General features: G+C 41.5%; 20 protein-coding genes. 15 read left to right on the top strand and 5 right to left on the bottom strand.

Annotated features, from left to right (window positions below):
• Positions 1-160: 160 nt before the first annotated feature.
• A complete protein-coding gene (locus tag ACEQ81_RS10210) occupies positions 161-1,249 on the bottom strand; it encodes a vWA domain-containing protein (RefSeq protein WP_411030785.1) in 1,089 nt (362 codons plus the stop codon).
• A gap of 228 nt (positions 1,250-1,477) precedes the next feature.
• Here ACEQ81_RS10210 and ACEQ81_RS10205 point away from each other — a divergent pair, with 228 nt between their 5' ends.
• The 12 genes from ACEQ81_RS10205 (at position 1,478) to ACEQ81_RS10150 (ending at position 12,570) form a co-directional block, all read left to right on the top strand.
• Positions 1,478-1,942: a (2Fe-2S)-binding protein gene (locus ACEQ81_RS10205; RefSeq protein ID WP_411030784.1), complete on the top strand. Its 465-nt coding sequence runs from the start codon at positions 1,478-1,480 to the stop codon at positions 1,940-1,942.
• Between the two features lie 92 nt (positions 1,943-2,034).
• On the top strand, positions 2,035-4,266 hold the full coding sequence (locus tag ACEQ81_RS10200) for a molybdopterin cofactor-binding domain-containing protein (RefSeq protein WP_411030783.1): 2,232 nt from the start codon (positions 2,035-2,037) through the stop codon (positions 4,264-4,266).
• A gap of 2 nt (positions 4,267-4,268) precedes the next feature.
• Complete coding sequence (locus tag ACEQ81_RS10195; RefSeq protein WP_411030782.1) at positions 4,269-4,523, top strand: MoaD/ThiS family protein; 255 nt, start codon at positions 4,269-4,271, stop codon at positions 4,521-4,523.
• A 15-nt stretch (positions 4,524-4,538) separates the two neighbouring features.
• Positions 4,539-5,522 carry a GTP 3',8-cyclase MoaA gene (moaA, locus tag ACEQ81_RS10190; protein ID WP_411030781.1) on the top strand — a complete coding sequence of 328 codons (984 nt, stop codon included), beginning with the start codon at positions 4,539-4,541 and terminating at the stop codon, positions 5,520-5,522.
• A gap of 17 nt (positions 5,523-5,539) precedes the next feature.
• Positions 5,540-6,148, top strand: coding sequence for an NTP transferase domain-containing protein (locus tag ACEQ81_RS10185; RefSeq protein WP_411030780.1), 609 nt, complete (start codon positions 5,540-5,542; stop codon positions 6,146-6,148).
• Between the two features lie 7 nt (positions 6,149-6,155).
• On the top strand, positions 6,156-7,226 hold the full coding sequence (locus ACEQ81_RS10180) for a ThiF family adenylyltransferase (protein WP_411030779.1): 1,071 nt from the start codon (positions 6,156-6,158) through the stop codon (positions 7,224-7,226).
• Positions 7,227-7,242: 16 nt separating this feature from the next.
• Positions 7,243-8,445, top strand: a complete 1,203-nt coding sequence (locus tag ACEQ81_RS10175) for a molybdopterin molybdotransferase MoeA (RefSeq protein ID WP_411030778.1) — start codon at positions 7,243-7,245, stop codon at positions 8,443-8,445.
• A complete protein-coding gene (locus tag ACEQ81_RS10170) occupies positions 8,442-9,467 on the top strand; it encodes an XdhC family protein (RefSeq protein ID WP_411030777.1) in 1,026 nt (341 codons plus the stop codon). Before ACEQ81_RS10175 ends, ACEQ81_RS10170 begins: the two co-directional genes overlap by 4 nt.
• Positions 9,467-10,063: a nucleotidyltransferase family protein gene (locus ACEQ81_RS10165; protein WP_411030776.1), complete on the top strand. Its 597-nt coding sequence runs from the start codon at positions 9,467-9,469 to the stop codon at positions 10,061-10,063. Before ACEQ81_RS10170 ends, ACEQ81_RS10165 begins: the two co-directional genes overlap by 1 nt.
• 32 nt (positions 10,064-10,095) lie before the next feature.
• Positions 10,096-11,178, top strand: a complete 1,083-nt coding sequence (locus ACEQ81_RS10160; protein WP_411030775.1) for an amidohydrolase family protein — start codon at positions 10,096-10,098, stop codon at positions 11,176-11,178.
• Between the two features lie 121 nt (positions 11,179-11,299).
• Positions 11,300-12,316, top strand: coding sequence for a M4 family metallopeptidase (locus ACEQ81_RS10155; protein ID WP_411030774.1), 1,017 nt, complete (start codon positions 11,300-11,302; stop codon positions 12,314-12,316).
• Entirely contained in the window at positions 12,313-12,570 is a 258-nt protein-coding gene (locus tag ACEQ81_RS10150) for a hypothetical protein (RefSeq protein ID WP_411030773.1), read from the top strand. Before ACEQ81_RS10155 ends, ACEQ81_RS10150 begins: the two co-directional genes overlap by 4 nt.
• 3 nt (positions 12,571-12,573) lie before the next feature.
• On the opposite strand, the gene ACEQ81_RS10145 is transcribed toward ACEQ81_RS10150, so the two are convergent.
• Positions 12,574-12,726 (bottom strand): hypothetical protein, encoded by a 153-nt coding sequence (locus ACEQ81_RS10145; protein WP_411030772.1) that lies wholly within the window; start codon positions 12,724-12,726, stop codon positions 12,574-12,576.
• 149 nt (positions 12,727-12,875) lie between these two features.
• Here ACEQ81_RS10145 and ACEQ81_RS10140 point away from each other — a divergent pair, with 149 nt between their 5' ends.
• The 3 genes from ACEQ81_RS10140 to ACEQ81_RS10130 all read left to right on the top strand — a co-directional run bounded on the left by ACEQ81_RS10140 (position 12,876) and on the right by ACEQ81_RS10130 (position 16,891).
• Positions 12,876-14,066, top strand: a complete 1,191-nt coding sequence (locus ACEQ81_RS10140; protein WP_411030771.1) for a serine hydrolase domain-containing protein — start codon at positions 12,876-12,878, stop codon at positions 14,064-14,066.
• Between the two features lie 79 nt (positions 14,067-14,145).
• Positions 14,146-15,735 carry an alpha,alpha-trehalase TreF gene (gene treF / locus ACEQ81_RS10135; RefSeq protein WP_411030770.1) on the top strand — a complete coding sequence of 530 codons (1,590 nt, stop codon included), beginning with the start codon at positions 14,146-14,148 and terminating at the stop codon, positions 15,733-15,735.
• A 73-nt stretch (positions 15,736-15,808) separates the two neighbouring features.
• Positions 15,809-16,891 carry a DUF2652 domain-containing protein gene (locus tag ACEQ81_RS10130; protein ID WP_411030769.1) on the top strand — a complete coding sequence of 361 codons (1,083 nt, stop codon included), beginning with the start codon at positions 15,809-15,811 and terminating at the stop codon, positions 16,889-16,891.
• Between the two features lie 3 nt (positions 16,892-16,894).
• On the opposite strand, the gene ACEQ81_RS10125 is transcribed toward ACEQ81_RS10130, so the two are convergent.
• The 3 genes from ACEQ81_RS10125 to ACEQ81_RS10115 all read right to left on the bottom strand — a co-directional run bounded on the left by ACEQ81_RS10125 (position 16,895) and on the right by ACEQ81_RS10115 (position 18,360).
• Positions 16,895-17,218, bottom strand: coding sequence for an ArsR/SmtB family transcription factor (locus tag ACEQ81_RS10125; RefSeq protein WP_411030768.1), 324 nt, complete (start codon positions 17,216-17,218; stop codon positions 16,895-16,897).
• Positions 17,208-17,636: an SRPBCC family protein gene (locus tag ACEQ81_RS10120; RefSeq protein ID WP_411030767.1), complete on the bottom strand. Its 429-nt coding sequence runs from the start codon at positions 17,634-17,636 to the stop codon at positions 17,208-17,210. The genes ACEQ81_RS10125 and ACEQ81_RS10120 overlap by 11 nt, the downstream gene beginning before the upstream one ends.
• Positions 17,637-17,766: 130 nt before the next feature.
• Entirely contained in the window at positions 17,767-18,360 is a 594-nt protein-coding gene (locus tag ACEQ81_RS10115) for a hypothetical protein (protein ID WP_411030766.1), read from the bottom strand.
• Between the last annotated feature and the right edge of the window lie 64 nt (positions 18,361-18,424).

The raw sequence follows: 18,424 nt of genomic DNA, 5'->3' as shown, positions 1-18,424 counted from the left end.
TTTAAATTAAACTAATGATTAGGTTACGTAGATTATACGAGTATAACCACAGAAAAGATGTCATATGTGTATTTTCTTTTATAAGCGCTTTAAAACCAACACGGTAGTATTAAAATTATTATGATGGACATGGTTTTAGAGGCAAGTACCCCTAGCACATTTATTCACAACCACCAATGAACCCTTTTGCATCAAATTTGGTCTGTACCGCACCTTGTGTATTTCCCTGGATGACTTGTATCGCCAAATTGTTGATGCCACTGCCATCCCTCTTAGGGCTGCAATATTCAAAGAGATAGAAGCTGTTTGCCTGTTCGGATACGCGTAATGAAATGGCATTAAAGGTGGCTTCCAATTCTGCTTCGTTACCGGCAAATACGCTAAAGGTCTTTCCAATATCCGTCAATATATCGGTATCTATTTCGCCTCCAAGTCCGATTGTGAAAAATGAAATATTGGAATTGGCCCTTGCTACCTTATTAAGTGCATCGGCCTCCGTAAAACGAGATGCCTGGTCGGTGCCGTCCGTGAATACTACAACGGAAGCTGCCCCAATAATTTTATTATTGCTGCTTTGTTGTAACAGGTCCTCGGCAATATTAGTGGCTTTAATGACTGCGCCGTACAAGTCCGTGGAAGGATCATTGCTTATATCCGCGGTAATACCATCAATAGCAGCTACCAATTCTTGTTTAGAAGAGGTCAATGGGTTTAATTCGTGAAGCACGTCTTCACCATCAAACCAATAAATGGCCATTTTAAAAGACTCGGCCTCATCTGCTGGCATTACATTGTTTACGAAGCTTACCGATGCGCTTTTAAGCTCATTAAGACTGCTGCTAAGCACGCTATTGCTCAAATCCAGTACAAGCAATGTATTGTTGTTGAATACCTGGGAATTGGGAGATATGCGGGCGAGGGATTCCGATGTGGATATGGTATTAAAACAGTCATCATTCCTACCTTGTTCGTAAATGGTAAATTGATTGGCCGTAAGTCCGGAAACCGGGCTGCCATCAGTATCCGAGACCTTAAATAAAATTGAAACTTTTCCAGGAAGTGTGGTAAACTGATCTTGTATGGAAAGCACCAAATCGCTTTCCGCCAGGTTAAGACATGCATCAACATTGGTACCTAGGCCCAATCCGCCCTGGTTAAAATCAAAACTAACATCATCGTCCGCATTTCCACAAGAGAAGGCGAGTAGGGCACTACAAAAAACACCAAGAATTTTAGGGTATGGTTTCATTTTCAAAGTTTTTAATGTTCACCAAGGAAAACGACCAAATACTGCTTAAATTATTACGGCCCATTAAAATTACTGTTAAACATTGTTAAAGGAGGATTTTGGGCTTAACTATAAAGTATTGTTAAAATGGAAACCCTTTCTGTTAAATAAAAAACGCTGAACTTTTATTTTTGGTAACTTGTTGAAGCAAGTAGAAACAACTAACAGATAAACCTAAAAGAAATCGTTATGCCAACGTATCAATTAAAAGTAAATGGGGAAACCCATTCCGTTGAAGCCAGTGAAGATAGCCCCGTATTATGGGTCTTACGAGATCACTTGGATTTGGTGGGAACCAAATACGGTTGTGGTATTGCCCAATGTGGTGCCTGTACCGTTCATGTAGACGGAAATGCAGTTCGAAGCTGCTCCCTTACCATGGCCCAGGTAGAAGGTAAATCGATCACTACCATAGAAGGACTTTCCGAAGATGGATCCCATCCCGTGCAAGAGGCATGGAAAGAAGTTGATGTACCCCAATGTGGGTATTGCCAAGCCGGACAAATTATGACGGCATCGGCCTTTTTAGCAAAGAACCCCAACCCTAGCACAGATCAAATTAAGGATGCCATGCACGGCAATATTTGTCGTTGTGCTTCGTATAATCGCATTCAACGTGCGGTGGAGACCGCGGCAACAAATATGGGGAAATAATGCCTTACGGTATATAGACTTAACTTAAGGGTACAGTGCTTTGCGCAACTCTATGGTAATTACAGCAAGACGAGAATCAAAAATCTAAAAACATGTCAACTACACCTTCAACAATAAAATTTAGCAGAAGATCTTTTATCCGCACTTCCTCCCTTGCAGGCGGAGGACTGCTCATAGGTTTTAACCTATTCAATGCCTGTAAGCCGCAGGCAGCACCACCTATTGATATTTCCCAATTAAATTTCAACGATTTTAATGCTTTTATAAAAATAGCGGACAATGGGGCGGTGACCATCTTTTCCCCAAATCCCGAGATAGGGCAGGGCGTTAAGACCTCAATGCCCATGATTATAGCCGAGGAATTGGATGTCGCTTGGGAAAACGTTTATGTTGCCCAGGGTATCTTGGACACCAACAATTATACACGCCAAGTAGCAGGGGGCAGCCAATCTATACGATTTGGATGGGACGCCCTACGGCAAACGGGAGCTACGGCAAGGCAAATGTTAGTAAATGCAGCCGCGGCCAAATGGGGCGTAGATCCTTCAGAATGTACAGCGAGCGAAGGAGTCATTACCAATTCAAAAGGAGAGACTCTGGGTTATGGTGATGTGGTAAACGAGGCAGCCGCCTTGGAAGTTCCGGAAGATGTTGCTTTAAAAGAACCAAAGGATTATAAGATCATTGGTACCGATAGGGGCAATGTGGACATTGATAAAATTATTACGGGGAAACCGTTGTTTGGCCTGGACTACAAGGAAGAGGGCATGGTCTATGCCTGTGTTCTTAGGCCACCGGCATTTGGAAAAGTACTTGAATCATACGACGATTCCGCCGCCAAGGCCATACCTGGGGTAATAGATGTTGTCCGAATAGGGGAAAAGGCCAAAAGCCTACTAGAGGAAACACCTAGGTTAAAAGCTATTATAGGACCCAGCGATAAGGTAGCCGTTATTGCAAAGACCACTTGGGAAGCCATGAAAGGAAAGGAAGCGTTGAAGGCAGTTTGGACAGATGGCACCCCAATGGAAAGCACTGAATTCCATGATCAAAAATTAATGGAGCTGTTAGATGGAAATAAATTTGAGACCCTCCGTGCAGACGGTAATGTAAAAAAGGCCTTTGCACAAGCGGACCAAGTACTGGAACGCACCTATGAATCTCCATTTTTGCCCCATAACTGTATGGAACCCATGAATTTCTTTGCCAATGTTACCGCAGAGAAAATACATATGGTGGGGCCCATACAAACTCCCGAAGGGACTGCCAATTTTGCAGCAAAGATGTTTGGGCGTGAGCCTAGCGACGTTCATTTGGAAATGACCCGGATGGGAGGTGGGTTCGGCAGACGGTTATATGGCGATTTTGCCTTGGAAGCCGTTGAAATTTCGGATGCCATTAAAAAACCGGTAAAAATGGTTTCGACAAGAGAAGACGATATGAGCACGGGTATTTACCGCATGTCCATCAAATACCGTATAAAAGCTGCCGTAAAGGATGGCAAGGTAACAGGTTACCATTTAAAGGAGGCAGCGGTTAATTCCAATATGTACGGATTGATACCAAATTTCTTTCCTGCCGGGGCCGTAGAAAACTATCAGGTAGACGTAGCCAAGTATGAAAGTAATATTACAACAGGGGCCTGGAGAGCACCGTATACCAATTTCTTGGCCTATGCGGAACAGAGCTTTTTTGATGAGCTGGCCGAACTGATGGAAGTCGATAAAATAAAACTTCGATTGGATATGCTACAAAACGTAAAGGGCACTACGGATGAGCGTATCCAGTATGATGCCGAACGTATGGAAAAGGTAATTAAGACCGCCGTTGAGAAATCGGGCTGGGGAACAAAACCAGAAGGTGTCTATCAGGGGTTTGTTAACTATTACTGCCACAATTCCCATGTTGCGGAAGTTGCCGATGTGGAAATTGAAAATGGAAAACCCGTTGTTAAAAAAATTACCTGTGTGGTAGACTGCGGTATTGTAGTGAATCCTTTGGGTGCCCTAAACCAGATCGAAGGCGGGGTAATAGATGGTATTGGACATTCCATGTACAGTAATTTCACCTTTAAGGATGGCGCACCCGAGAGTACTAATTTTGATACATACCGACTGATCCGTATGAAGGAAGCACCTATAGTGGAGACCCACTTTATGGAAAACGGACTTTCGCCCACCGGTTTGGGAGAACCTACCTTACCACCAGCAGGGGGTGCCGTAGCCAATGCCATTAAAGCAGCCACGGGCAATAGGATATATAAACAACCTTTTATTAATAGCCCGGAATTGCTACGAGTTCCGAAAAAGGAAATCATAGGATAAACATGACTGTATTATTGTTTGGAGTAACCAAGGATATTGTGGGCAGTTCGTCATTGTCCATACCCACCTCCAGTGAATTTGGTATCAAAAAGACCAAAACGGTGGCGGGCCTCAAAGAATACCTGGGCAATGCCTACCCAGATCTTAATAAATTATCTTCCTTGGCCGTGGCGGTCAACAATGCCTATGCCGAAGATAGTACCAAAATTGATAATTTTGACGAAATAGCCCTTATTCCACCCGTTAGTGGCGGATAAATACTAAAGCGTATAATGTTGATAGACAATCATAATAGAAAAATAAACTACCTCCGCTTAGCGGTAACCGATCGGTGCAATCTTAGGTGTAACTATTGTATGCCCTCAGAAGGCATCAATTTTGTTGAAAACAACAAGCTATTCAGTATTGATGAACTCATTAAACTGAGTAGAATAATGGTGGACCAAGGAATCGATAAAATTAGGATTACAGGGGGCGAACCATTCGTTAGAAAAGATTTAATGGTCTTGTTGCGGGCATTGACAGAGCTCGATGGACTTAACGATATATCCATTACTACCAACGCCACTTTGATAGGCCCATATATTGATGAGCTAAAGCGTTTGGGCATTAAGAACATCAATGTAAGTTTAGACGCCATTAACAAGGCTACTTTTGAACGCATTACCAGACGCGACCAGTATGATACGGTATATGGTAATCTAGTGCGACTTATTGCTGAAGGGTTTAACGTGCGAATCAATTTTATTGTATTGGAAAATCAGAATACCCAAGATGTGCTGTCCATTTTGGAACTAATGAAACATTATAAGGTTTCTGTAAGGTTTTTAGAAGAAATGCCCTTTAATGGAGGAAGTAAAACTTTTAATGCCATACGTTGGGATTATAAAAAGATATTGGAACATATTACCACCGCATATCCCGATACCGAGAAATTAAAGTCGCCGCCCACATCAACTTCCATCAATTATAAAATAAAAGGACATACCGGTACATTTGGCTTAATACCTTCGTTTAGCCGTACTTTTTGTGGCAGTTGCAATAGGTTGCGCATCTCGGCTTCCGGAGACGTTATTACATGTTTATACGGTAAACCAAAAATGAATCTGCTCTCGGTAATGCGTGGAAATAATGCCGAGGAAGCAATTAAAAAACACATTCTGGATGCTGTGGGCAATAGAGAAAAGACGGGCTTTGAAGCTCAAGCGCAACACAGCTCGGTTTTTAATAGTTCCATGACCTCCATAGGAGGGTAATCAAAGTTTATAACAGGATGATAAATAAGATATATGGTTTGGTATTGTCTGGCGGGAAGAGTACCCGCATGGGTACTGATAAGGGAGCAATAATGTATCATGGTATTCCGCAACGCGAACATCTTTATAAGTTGTTGGCGCAAGTTTGCGATAAAACCTTCCTAAGTATACGGGAAGACCAACAAGGAGAACTACCTAAGGATATGGAGTATATTGTGGATAGGAATGAATACAAGGGTCCATACAACGGTTTATTAAGTGCGCACAAACAGCACCCACATGTAGCGTGGTTGGTTTTGGCATGCGACCTACCCTTAATGGATGAAAACGCTTTAGCGCAGCTTTTGAGAGCTAGGGATAACAGCAAGTTGGCAACTGCTTTTGCCTTGCGTGCAGATCCACTGCCAGAACCGCTGTGTGCTATTTGGGAAGCCAAAGGGCTGCAGCGTTCCATAGATTACCTTAAAGAAGGAGTAGGCACTTGTCCTAGGAAGTTTTTGATAAACTCGGACATTGCCTTGGTATATCCGGATAGGGAAGAGGTACTGTTAAATGCCAATTCCGAGTCGGAATATAAGGAAGCCTTGTTACGGTTAAATATACAGATAGAAGAAAGCAACGCCTAATGGTGATATGAATATACATCGATACCAACGCCAAATAAGCCTTAGTGAATTTGGACCTCGGGCTCAACAGAAGCTGGCAGAGGCCAGTGTTCTTGTTGTGGGCGTAGGCGGCCTTGGAATTCCAGTATTGCAATATTTAAATGCTATGGGAGTAGGCACCTTGGGCCTGGTAGAGCAAGATGTAATTGAACTTACCAACTTACAACGCCAAGTGCTTTATGAAGAAGGTGATGTGGGCAAACCTAAGATATCTGTGGCCTTGGAAAGGCTAAAAGCACAGAATTCCGATACGCATTTTAAAAGCTATGATACTTTTTTAACCAAAGATAATGCCCTGGCCATTATTGCTGATTTTGATATTGTGGTAGATGCATCGGACAATTTTGCAACCCGATACTTGGTAAACGATGCCTGTGTAATACTCAAAAAACCTTTTGTATATGGTGCCTTACACGGGTTTGAGGGGCAGGTGAGTGTTTTTAATTACCAAGGAGGTCCTACCTACAGATGCTTGTTTCCCAAAATGCCATTACCATCCGAGGTTCCCAATTGTAACGAAAACGGAGTACTCGGTGTACTGCCGGGTATAGTAGGTAACCTTCAAGCCCTGGAAGTAATAAAGGTAATTACTGGGGTTGGTGAGGTATTGTCCGGTAAATTATTATTATTCAATGGTTTAAATCAATCTTATCAAAAAATAGTATTTAAACTTCGGCCAGAAAACCTAAATTTTCTGCAGCTACAAAATTCCTATGGAGCCGAGGGCTGTTCTTTGGATGGAACTATTGATGTGATGCAGCTACAAGAACTATTACAATCTAACAAAAACCTTCAATTAATAGATGTTAGGACCAAGCAAGAGTTTAACGATCATAGTTTGCCCAAAGCCAAAAATATTCCGTTGGATGAGTTAGCGCAAAGCCTCCCTCAAATAGATTTAACTCAACCCACGTATCTTATCTGCCAGTCCGGGAAGCGCAGCGAAATAGCCTTAAAACTATTGCAGGACGTTTATCCAAAATCGAGATTTTATCATATCCTTGGCGGGATGAATAGATTCCTGGCCACATGCTCCTAACGAACCAAATATGCCTATGATTACATTTCAGGAGGCCTATGAAAAAGTGTTGGCCCATTCGCAAGATTATGGTACGGAAACTGTTTTGCTTAAAGAGGCTACAGGAAGGGTTTTGGCAGAATCGGTCTTAGCAGATCGTGATTTTCCACCTTTCAATAGATCTACCAAAGACGGCATCGTAATCAACTATAACGATATTGCGAGCGGTATTACCGAGTTCCGGATTACGCACGTAATTGCTGCCGGCACGCAGCAAAGCCATTTAAAGGATATTGGTGGTTGCATGGAAATAATGACCGGGGCGGTAATCCCAGAAGGCGGAGATACCGTTATCATGTATGAAGAGGTAGTGATACAAAACGGAATGGCCAAGATTTCCCAAGTCCCCAAAAGAGGGCAGAATATACATATTAAGGGAGATGATGAAAAGAAAGGGGCAAAAGTGTTGGAGCAAGGTTGCCTAATTTCTGCTGCGGAAATTGGGGTACTGGCCGCCGTTGGCAAAGCTACCGTTTTGGTAAAATGTCTACCAAAAATTGGTGTCATCGCTACAGGTAACGAATTGGTAGCGGTAGCGGATACCCCTTTACCACATCAAATTAGAAAATCGAATACACATTCTTTACATGCCGCCTTGGCGGACCTTCACATACAACCAGAACAATTTCATTTGGAAGACGACAAAGCCGCCATAGAAACGGGGCTGCTTAAAGCCATGGAACAAAACAATGTTTTATTGCTTAGCGGCGGTGTCTCCAAAGGGAAATTTGATTTTATACCCGAGGTAATGGATAAATTGGGAGTACAAAAGGTATTCCACAGGGTGTTGCAAAGGCCCGGAAAACCATTTTGGTTTGGAAAGCACAAACTATCGGATACCCTTATATTTTCCTTTCCGGGAAATCCGGTATCTACCTTTGCCAACTATCATATTTATTTTAAGCCTTGGTTTAACAAATCCCTGGGACTCCCAGTAATTAAAATAGAGGTAATTTTAGCGGAGGATATTGAAATAAAGGGAACATTAACCCGATTTTTAAGAGTGAAAGTACATGTAAATCAGGGTAGGGTAACTGCCGTGTTTGTGACCGGTAACGGTTCCGGTGACCTAACTAGTTTAGCAAAAAGCGATGGTTTTGTGCTATTATCCCCCAAGGAAACCCCATATGAAAAGGGCGAGTGGGTACCCTTTATCCCTACTAGAAATATTATGGTATGACGCACGAGTTAAAAAAGATAATACAGTCATACAATTCTGCCCGCCAAAAAAATCTTGGTGCGGTACTTGCCACTGTTGTTGCCCTAGACGGATCTTCTTATCGTAGACCCGGTGTACGCATGCTCATTTTTGAAAATGGCAGTATGGTGGGCGCGGTAAGTGGAGGATGTGTGGAGAAAGAGGTGCTTAGACAGGCAGAGCAGGTCTTTAAAACCAATATTCCTAAAATCATGACCTATGATGGGCGTTATCGCCTTGGTTGTGAGGGTATTTTGTATATTTTGATAGAACCTTTTAGGCCCAACACCCTTTTTTTAGAAGCATTTGATAAGGCCATAGAAGATAGGGCAGCTTTTAAAGTGATTTCATTATTTAAAAAAGCCGATGGATCGGATGAGGCTTTCGGATCCGTGTTTCAATTTGGGGACCAAAAGATACCGTTAAGAAAAGGGAACAAGGTTCATCTAGACAAGCCGAAAGCGGATATTTTATGTTTTGAGGAACTAATGGCACCTTGCCTTAGGCTGATTATCTTTGGTGCAGAACACGATGCCGTACAATTATGTTCCTTTGCCTCCCTAAACGGCTGGGAAGTAACAATTATAGCAACACCTTCCGAAGAAAAATCGGTAAGGAACTTTCCTGGAGCGCAAGATCTTGTTAGCAAAACGGCGGAAGAACTGGATTTAAATTTTATTGACCCGCAGACTGCCGTGATACTAATGTCTCACAGTTATGTAAAAGACCTCAAATACTTAATTGCACTTAAGGATCAAAAACCGTTCTATCTTGGAATGCTAGGCCCCTACAAAAGGCGTGAAAAACTTTTCAATGAGTTTTTAGACCATTGCCCGGAGGTTTCCGATTCCTTTTTGGATCGTATTCATGGACCTGCCGGACTCAACATAGGAGCCGAGACACCGCAAGAGATTGCGATTGCGATCTTGTCGGAAATTTTATCTGTAAAGCGCCAAAAAGAGCCTATGATGCTTAAAGACAAAGAGGGAGGTATCCATAACTAATGAGAAAAGACAGTAACATCGCCATTATGGTACTTGCTGCTGGGGCATCAGTAAGAATGTCACCCCATATTAAACAATTATTGCCATGGAAAAACACTACACTTTTAGGCAGTGCTATAGCCACCGCCAGGGCTTCCAATGCTGAAGAAATAGTTACCGTGTTGGGTGCAAACGCTCAGCGGATAAAAGCCGCAATGGCCCTTAATGGGCATAGATTTATTGAAAATAAAAACTGGAAACAGGGTATGGGAAGTTCCATTGCCACGGGAACGGAGTATTTTCTAAACCATAAGAAACAATACAACGGAATATTGATTATGCTTGCGGATCAACCCTTACTGGATAGTGCTTACTTAAACAAGATGATGGACGATTTTAGCACGCACAAAAAGGGCATTGTGGCCACCACATACGCAGAAAAATATGGTGTTCCTGCTGTTTTTGGAAAAGCTTATTATAAAGAATTGAAAGGTTTAAGCGGTGCGGAAGGAGCCAAGGAATTGCTTGCGCGCCATCTAAATGATGTCATTGCCGTAGATCCCCAGGGAAAGACCGTTGATATTGATACTATGGCGGATTATAATAAGTTAAAGTAATTAATTATAAAATACAATTTAATATATTGTTTATGAGATATTTATGTTTATTAGTATTATTCTCAATCATCTTTTCACAATCGTTGTTGGCCCAAGATATGAGCTTTGAAGAATACAACCCCATTTCTACCCTGGTGGTTCCGGAAAATGAGGTAATGCAAGCAAAATTCCCCTTTGTTGATGTGCATAGTCACCAGTTTAGGATGGCTAGCCAAGACCTCTCCGCCTTGGTTTCCGAAATGGATGGCATAAACCTTAGGGTAATGGTAAACCTTAGTGGAGGATCTGGAACGGGTTTACAAAAAATGTTGGAAAATGTAAATAAAAATTACCCGGATAGGTTTGTGATATTCGCCAATGTAGATTTTGAAGGGGTAGGGAGTCCGGGTTGGACAGAGAAAGCCGTAGCTCGGTTAGAGCAAGATTGTAACAACGGTGCCCGTGGATTAAAAATATATAAGAGCCTTGGACTTAGGTATAAGGATACCAATGGCAAACGTCTGGCAATAGATGATAAACGCTTGGATCCAATTTGGGCAAAGTGTGGAGAACTGGGAATTCCGGTGTTAATACATGCCGCCGATCCAAAATCGTTTTGGGATGATGTGGATAGTAAAAATGAGCGTTGGCTAGAATTAAAGACCAAACCGGGAAGGAAGCGCTCCACCACTAATCCGGCACCATGGCAACAGATCATTGATGAACAGCACAATATTTTTAGAAAGCATCCCAATACCAAATTCATAAACGCCCACATGGGTTGGTATGCCAATAATCTGGGGAAATTGGCAGAACTCATGGAAGAACTTCCCAATATGTATGTGGGTATAGGTGCTGTAATTGCAGAATTGGGTAGGCAACCAAGGTTTGCCAAAGCGTTTTTCATTAAATACCAAGACCGTATCCTTTTTGGTAAGGATAGTTGGAAACCCAAAGAATTCCCAACCTATTTCAGGGTATTGGAAACGGACGACGAATACTTTCCCTATTACAAAAAATACCATGCCTTTTGGGCTATGTACGGTCTAGACCTCCCAGATGATGTATTAAAAAAAGTTTATTATAAGAATGCGGTAAAACTGATTCCCGGGCTAGAATTAAGTCAATTTGAATAAAAGAGAAGATTAGAAAGGAATGCCTGTACCTGCCCATATTTAGAATATCTTAACGGTAATTAGTCGTTCTATGTAACAAAAGGTGTGTAATTTTAAGGGATAACCCCTTAATCTTTACCCCATGTGCCACAAACATACGTGCCATATAGTGCCTCCGCATATTCTGGAGGAATTGGCAAGACGCGGCAGTATCAGCTGCAAAAAAACCCTTAACGATACCCATAGGATACTTCATAATCGCAATATTGCACTCAACAACCTACTTCTTAATCCCCTGGAAGACGGAACCGGAGAACGCTTTGTTTACGATAGCGAAAATCAGTATTCACAGCAAGTTACCTTGGTAAGAGAGGAAGGTGCAGCAGCAGTGGAAGATCAAACAGTTAACGCTGCCTATGATACTTCTGGGTTTGTCCGCGATTATTTTAAGAAAACCTTCGGCCTTAACTCCATCGATGGGGCAGGGCTATCGGTTATCTCTAACGTACATTATGGAGTAGACTATAATAATGCGTTTTGGGATGGAGACGAAATGACCTATGGTGATGGGGATCAGAAAGAGTTCAGTAATTTTGCCGAGGCCATTGATGTTGTAGCCCATGAGCTCGCTCATGGTGTTACCCAATTTTTGGCCAATCTGGAATATAGATCCCAGTCAGGTGCGCTGAACGAGCACTTTTCGGATGTTTTTGGGACGGTCATCAAACAAAAATATTTGAAGCAAGATATTTCAGAGGCAGATTGGCTAATTGGCGATACTGTGGTAACCGAGCGTTTTCCGGGTAAAGCAATACGTTCCCTAAAAGCACCTGGGACAGCCAATGATTTTGACAATCAACCCGATCATATGGACAACTACTATTCTGGAAACGCTGATAACCAAGGAGTACATATCAATTCTGGCATACCAAACAAAGCCTTTTACCTTAGTTGTCTAGAAATTGGATTGGATGAATGTGCGCTCATTTGGTTCGAAACCTTAAAGACCTTGTGGCGTACCGCTGATTTTAATGATATGCTACAACAAATACTTAAAAACACCGAGAACTTAGAAGATAAAGGTAAGGTCTGTAAAGGTGCAGGTGAAATCATTGCCCAAAGTTTTGAAGCCGTAGGATTAAGTACCGTTTCCGTATGAAATATGAAATTCTAATCGAAGGTGGATTTACGGGCATACCCACAGTATACAAGGGGGAAATAGCCATGGATGAAAACTTGGAAAAAAGACTGCTTAAGGTTTTGGAGGCGCAAACAAATACTTCTCACGACATTAAGGACGGTCACCTATACCATATAAAACTCTTCTGGCAAGAGCATACTTATTCTGCCGTTTTTGATGAACACAATTTACCTGAAATAGTAAGGGAATTTATACAGGAACGAAAACGCTGAATTCTAACTATTCTGAGCTTTTGTCTTCATGGAGGGCGGACTACGTCTTGATTTGCCATAATCCTGAAAAATACCACAAGATTCCTGTTTCTTTACCAAAGACTTTTTGTTATTAGACTTTACTAGTGCCTCTATTTCCTTGGACAAGTACTGCATGGTATTCTTTGTTTTCAAAATAAACGTACAATCAATTATAATGTTGTGCTTTCCTTTAAGATACCCCCGCTTTACAAGTAAATTTCATAGCAGCGTTTTGTTTTTATTCTATCTTTAAAGTGTATTACTTCAAAAATAGAATATTTGTCATGAAGCGTTTTGCGCCGTACTTTGCATTTTGTGCTTTTGTCGTAGTTTTCATATACAGCTGTAGCAGCGGTGATGACATGTCAACGGCTGATGTGCGGCAACAAGAGGAAAAGGAATTACCGGCAGAGGAAAGTAGCCTAACGCAACGCTTGGAGGCTATTGCCGATTCTAAGGTAGGACCCGGACAATTGCAAGGCGTTACAGTATCTATACGCATCGGGGCAGAGCAACGCTGGAGTTTCGCCAAGGGAATATCAAGCGCTGAGGAAGCTATGCGCCCAGAGATGCGATTTGGCATCGCAAGTATTACCAAAACCGCAGTGGCCGCTACAATACTAAGGTTGGAAGAGGAGGGAAGGCTTAGTCTAAAAGACCCTATAAACAAATGGTTATCACTAAATTCTGAAAATATTGATGGATCCATTACTATTTTTCAGTTGCTAAATCACCTTAGCGGTTTAAAAGGCTATTTTCAACACCGCGATATTTGGCCTCGGGTAGAGGCTAATTTGGATTCTGCTATCCCATCGGAAGAACTAACTGCTTATATAGGCGATCCCATATTTTCTGCTGGTGAGCGATTTGAATATTCCAACTCCAATTATTTAATTTTGGGTCTAATTATCAAAGCGGTTACAGGGAAAACCGTAGGGGAGGCTATGAGAACTAGGTTTTGGGATCCCTTGGGCTTAAACAGTATCTATTTTGGAACGGATGAAACCCCAAACGGGCCTGTAGCTGCGCCATGGCGACCTCTTGATGGGGAAACCGCCCTTACCGATATATCCTCCCAGTTTAGAGATGCCTATCACAGCGTTTTTTTTACAGCGGCCGATATCTTTTCAACAGCAGAAGATCTTTCCTTATGGTCTTATCATCTATATGCAGGAAATGTGCTTTCCCAAGAATCCAGGGAGAAGATGCTTAACTTTATTACCGTAGATTCTGGCGATCCTTATTGGAGTGGCTATGGGCTAGGGGTACGAAGGTTTCATTTTGAAGGGCGCACTATGTGGGGACATACAGGTGGTATGCGAGGTTACGGATCATATATGTTATACGATCCTATAAGTAGATTAAGTATAAGTATGCTAAACAATCAAAGTAGATCGGAAAATGGGCCATTACTGAGATTTCAACTCGTACAAGAATTATTAAAAGAAGTATTTTTAGAACTTGACTTAAAATGACGATCTTACGGTTAAATTCATCACCTTAAAAATTTTAATGTCAATATTTTGGTATTGCCAGATATAAACCAACCAAACTATGAAAATTATCAGATTTACATTATTGCTAAGCTTGTTCCTCTCATTTTCTTGTAAGCAAGAAGCCTCTTTGCCAAAAGTTGGGGATAATTTCTATGAGACCCAGCTTTTTAAGGATATACAATTGAATGCAGTATTCAAAGATTCCAAAACCTTAGTGGATTTGGTGCCTAAACTTTCCTACGAGGAACTTGTTGTGCTGTACGAGGAAGAAAAGAATAAAGCTGGTTTTGATCTTAACACTTTTGTGGAAGCCAATTTTAGCGATAAATCTATGGCTACATTATCTTTTGCCACAGATACCACAAAGACCATGTACGAACACATAAGTAGTATCTGGAGTAAGCTTACCAGAGGACCCGATGCTGTAATTCCATACTCCTCAAGAATTTCCTTGCCCCATAAATATGTAGTTCCGGGCGGACGGTTCCAAGAAATTTATTACTGGGACAGTTATTTTACATTAGAGGGATTATTGGTAGACAACCAAGAAGAATTGGCCCGCAATATGGTAGATAACTTTTCCTTTTTAATAGATTCTGTGGGCTTTATCCCCAATGGTACGCGCGATTATTTTTTAACTAGGTCGCAGCCACCTTTCTATGCTCCAATGGTGGCCGCACTGGCACGTAAGGATGAAAAAGTGCTATTGAACTATCTGCCACAAATGGTTAAAGAATATGAATTTTGGATGGCTGGTTCCGATAAGTTGAACACGCCTTTTACTGCAGAAAGGCATGTGGTACTTTTAGAGGACGGGTTAATACTTAACAGATATTGGGATAGCGAAAAAACGCCACGCCAAGAAGCATATAAGGAAGATATTCATTTGGCCGCAGACTTGGCCAGCGCTAAAGAAAAGGAAGCACTATATGCCAACCTCAGGGCTGGGGCGGCCTCGGGCTGGGACTATAGTAGTAGATGGTTTGCTACCGATGGGGATTTTGGCTCTACCACCACCACATCCATTGTCCCCATAGACCTAAATTGCCTTTTGCATTTTATGGAAACCCATATCGCCAAAGCATATAAGTTAGACGGTGATGCGGAAAAGGAGAAAGAATATGCACAAAAAGCAAGTGCGCGTAACCAAGCCATGCAACGGTATCTGTGGAATGAGGAGATACAATATTTTATGGATTATGATTTTAAAGAAAAAACCAGTACCGATGAACTTACCATGGCCGGGGCATATCCTTTATTCTTTAATACCGCCACCGAAGAACAGGCCGAAGCCATAGAAGAAAAGTTGCTCGTAGATTTTTTAAAGGACGGGGGATTGGTTACCACACTTAAAAAAACCGGACAACAATGGGATGCCCCAAACGGATGGGCACCGCTGCAATGGATTGCCGTAAACGGACTCCTAAATTATGGGTATGAGGACGATGCCAAAGAAATTATGCAACGTTGGTTGTCGCTCAATGAGAGGGTCTACAAAAATACCGGTAAAATGATGGAAAAGTATAACGTTGAAGACGTAAGCCTACTTTCTGGAGGAGGGGAATACGAGACACAGGATGGTTTTGGTTGGACAAACGGGGTTGCCCTAGGCTTCAGGCACCTGCTTAATACCATGGAAGAAGAATAGAAACCAGAACAGTATAATCCAAAGCTTACGTTAAAATAGCGAATCCATGGAAGGGATTCGCTATTTTTATAATATGCAAAAATCATTACTCTTTATTCCGGATATTTCCGGATATACTAAATTCATTCAAACCACCGAAGTAGAACATAGTCAGCACGTAATTTCCGAGCTGTTGGAAGTACTGATCAGTGCTAATACTCAAGATTTAAAACTTGCAGAAATTGAGGGAGACGCCCTTTTCTTTTATAAAGAAGAGGAAATTCCGTCCCAAGAAAATTTATTGGCGCAAATAGAATTGATGTTCACAGCTTTTTACAGCCACTTAAAAATGCTCGAAAAGAACAGAATATGCCCGTGTAACGCCTGTGCTACTGCGCCCGACCTAGAATTGAAAATAATAGCACATTGTGGGGTATTGCAGCATATAGAGGTACAAGGTAACCGCAAACCCTTTGGGGAAGAGGTGATTAGAGCACATCGACTTTTAAAAAATTCTGTGGATAGCGATAACTACGCCTTGGTAAGTAAAGATCTCGCCCAGACAATAGAACTTTCCGATTATTACTACAGCAAGGTCTTTCGATTTTTGCAAGGGTCCGATTCTTATGATGGGCAAGAAGTGCCCTATATATACACGCTCATCGATCAAAATAAACTAAACCTTAGGGCTTTTGAACAACCCAGGAGTATAGACTTTGATTGTGAAGCACCTATTGCCCTAAAATTGGACTACCCCGTTTCTGCCAATGCGCTAATGGAATACATCACAAATTACAAATACCGACACCTTTGGGTAAAGGGAGTGGATAGTTTTGAATACAATGATAAAGAAGTAACCCGATTGGGGTCCGAGCATATCTGCGTTATCAATGGAAAACACCTAAATTTTGTAACCGTAACCAAAACCGTAGGCCCAGATCAACTTATTTATGGTGAGCTTACCACAAGTCCCCCAATAGTGGATAAATTGTATCAGTTTTATACATTTACCCCACTGACGGATAATTCTTGTAAGTTGGGTGTGGAGATTTTTTGGGAGGCCAGATCTCCCTTAAAAAAACTTTTTATAGCGCTTATTGGTAAACGAACATTTCAGAAAAACACAAGGTCTTCCATGCAAAATTTGCATGCGTTTGTTAGCCAAAACCAGACGTAAAGGCTACCCTTTGCTATCCAAGTAATTATCCAGATTACCCAAAGCACCATCCCAAAACTTTTCGTAAAATTTAAGCCATTGATTAACCTCCGCCAAGGGTTGGGTATTTGCAAAACAAAATCGTTCCCTACCTTGGGTACTAATCGTTACCAACCCTGCATCTTCCAGTGTCTTCAAATGTTTGGTAACACCTTGTCTACTGATTTGAAACTGGTTGGAAACCTGATTGATCGGTAGTGCCACGGCACCAATGACCAAGGCGTGAAAGATTTCACGCCTTGTAGGGTCCGCAATGGCCTTAAATATTTTGGTTATTCTATCCTGCATGGACCTCTTTTGTTAAGTAAGAAGTCAGTTCGGTAAAACAATTATCCCAACCTCCATCATAATTAGTGTACATGGAAACGGCGGTTTCCTTTGGGTAATTGGAAATTCCGGAATGCTCCAAATATAATTTTGTGCCCTCTTTAGCCGGCTCCAACACCCATTTTACGGTAGTTTCCACATCGGTGTTTTCTACCACCCAGGTGTAGACCAGAGTATAGGGATCCGCATTTTTTACCACACCCTTAATTTGCGTACAACCGTGCTCCTCACTGGCTTTAAAAGTGTAGGCATAGCCAACTTCGGCTTTAAAATCGGCGTCAATAAACCAAGTAGAGATCTCTTCGGCTTTAGAAATTGCACTCCATACTTTATCAATAGAGTGGTTTAAGAATTGTTCTTTTGTAATTACGTCTTTCATGTTTATAAATATTTAAAATTAAATGCAACTATATGGTTGCAAATATAAAACATAAATTTAAATACGCAACTATTTGGTTGCTTTTTTATGTTTTGACCAATTACATCAAAAAATAGGGGAGGTGGGGGCCCTATTTGTTTAACTCCTCCAGTAACTGCTCATAGGTTTCTATACCGGTAAACAGTTTGCCTCCTAAATTTACAATGGGTGTTTCTATGGAATCCAATGGCCTGGTAAAGAACCGTTTTAACTGATCTTTAATTTGGATCTCTTCGTTTAATCGATGTACCGTAAACTTGTAATTACTAGCGTCCAAAGGCATTATCAGGCTATCACAGCCAATACATTTTTCCGTAATATAAACTACAATCGGTTTTCTGGGCTTTATCTTAATTTTGGTAAACTCCTTTTTTAGGGCCCTTCTGGATAGACTGTCGTTAACCATAAGATCATAAGTATACTGTGGTTTTTTGCCTCGTGTAAGGATTATTGTTTTTAAATGTACTTTGGAAGCCCCGGGTACGCGCACAAGACGTGGCCGTGCCGCACTTTGCCTAAAATTAGTTCCTTTAATGGTTATCTGCACATCATAATCTTGCTCCGTCTCGTTCACCGCATAGAATGCCAAGCGGTTAGGAATGTCCTTTGTTATCACTTTGATGGGTTTTTGCTGTGCGTGTACCTTCATCATTACTAGCAGCAATAACAGCATTATTTTTTTCATCTTTTCATAGTTTTCTATTGAATAAGGTAGGAAATAATTTGTAGGAAGCCTTTCAAATTCATTG

The sequence above is a fragment of the Spongiimicrobium sp. 3-5 genome (assembly GCF_046557915.1).
Classification (GTDB): Bacteria; Bacteroidota; Bacteroidia; order Flavobacteriales; family Flavobacteriaceae; genus JBHEBG01.
This window is presented reverse-complemented; position numbering and strand designations above follow the sequence as displayed.

What these genes read in the sequence shown, in the direction of transcription:
- ACEQ81_RS10130 (WP_411030769.1), top strand. Translation starts at nt 15,809, where the DNA reads ATGCAAAAATCATTACTCTTTATTCCGGATATTTCCGGATATACTAAA.
- ACEQ81_RS10140 (WP_411030771.1), top strand. Translation starts at nt 12,876, where the DNA reads ATGAAGCGTTTTGCGCCGTACTTTGCATTTTGTGCTTTTGTCGTAGTT.
- ACEQ81_RS10155 (WP_411030774.1), top strand. Translation starts at nt 11,300, where the DNA reads ATGTGCCACAAACATACGTGCCATATAGTGCCTCCGCATATTCTGGAG.
- moaA (WP_411030781.1), top strand. Translation starts at nt 4,539, where the DNA reads ATGTTGATAGACAATCATAATAGAAAAATAAACTACCTCCGCTTAGCG.
- ACEQ81_RS10210 (WP_411030785.1), bottom strand. Translation starts at nt 1,249, where the DNA reads ATGAAACCATACCCTAAAATTCTTGGTGTTTTTTGTAGTGCCCTACTC.
- ACEQ81_RS10180 (WP_411030779.1), top strand. Translation starts at nt 6,156, where the DNA reads ATGAATATACATCGATACCAACGCCAAATAAGCCTTAGTGAATTTGGA.
- ACEQ81_RS10125 (WP_411030768.1), bottom strand. Translation starts at nt 17,218, where the DNA reads ATGCAGGATAGAATAACCAAAATATTTAAGGCCATTGCGGACCCTACA.
- ACEQ81_RS10195 (WP_411030782.1), top strand. Translation starts at nt 4,269, where the DNA reads ATGACTGTATTATTGTTTGGAGTAACCAAGGATATTGTGGGCAGTTCG.
- ACEQ81_RS10115 (WP_411030766.1), bottom strand. Translation starts at nt 18,360, where the DNA reads ATGAAAAAAATAATGCTGTTATTGCTGCTAGTAATGATGAAGGTACAC.
- ACEQ81_RS10175 (WP_411030778.1), top strand. Translation starts at nt 7,243, where the DNA reads ATGATTACATTTCAGGAGGCCTATGAAAAAGTGTTGGCCCATTCGCAA.
- ACEQ81_RS10185 (WP_411030780.1), top strand. Translation starts at nt 5,540, where the DNA reads ATGATAAATAAGATATATGGTTTGGTATTGTCTGGCGGGAAGAGTACC.
- ACEQ81_RS10205 (WP_411030784.1), top strand. Translation starts at nt 1,478, where the DNA reads ATGCCAACGTATCAATTAAAAGTAAATGGGGAAACCCATTCCGTTGAA.
- ACEQ81_RS10150 (WP_411030773.1), top strand. Translation starts at nt 12,313, where the DNA reads ATGAAATATGAAATTCTAATCGAAGGTGGATTTACGGGCATACCCACA.
- ACEQ81_RS10165 (WP_411030776.1), top strand. Translation starts at nt 9,467, where the DNA reads ATGAGAAAAGACAGTAACATCGCCATTATGGTACTTGCTGCTGGGGCA.
- ACEQ81_RS10120 (WP_411030767.1), bottom strand. Translation starts at nt 17,636, where the DNA reads ATGAAAGACGTAATTACAAAAGAACAATTCTTAAACCACTCTATTGAT.
- ACEQ81_RS10200 (WP_411030783.1), top strand. Translation starts at nt 2,035, where the DNA reads ATGTCAACTACACCTTCAACAATAAAATTTAGCAGAAGATCTTTTATC.
- ACEQ81_RS10170 (WP_411030777.1), top strand. Translation starts at nt 8,442, where the DNA reads ATGACGCACGAGTTAAAAAAGATAATACAGTCATACAATTCTGCCCGC.
- ACEQ81_RS10145 (WP_411030772.1), bottom strand. Translation starts at nt 12,726, where the DNA reads ATGCAGTACTTGTCCAAGGAAATAGAGGCACTAGTAAAGTCTAATAAC.
- treF (WP_411030770.1), top strand. Translation starts at nt 14,146, where the DNA reads ATGAAAATTATCAGATTTACATTATTGCTAAGCTTGTTCCTCTCATTT.
- ACEQ81_RS10160 (WP_411030775.1), top strand. Translation starts at nt 10,096, where the DNA reads ATGAGATATTTATGTTTATTAGTATTATTCTCAATCATCTTTTCACAA.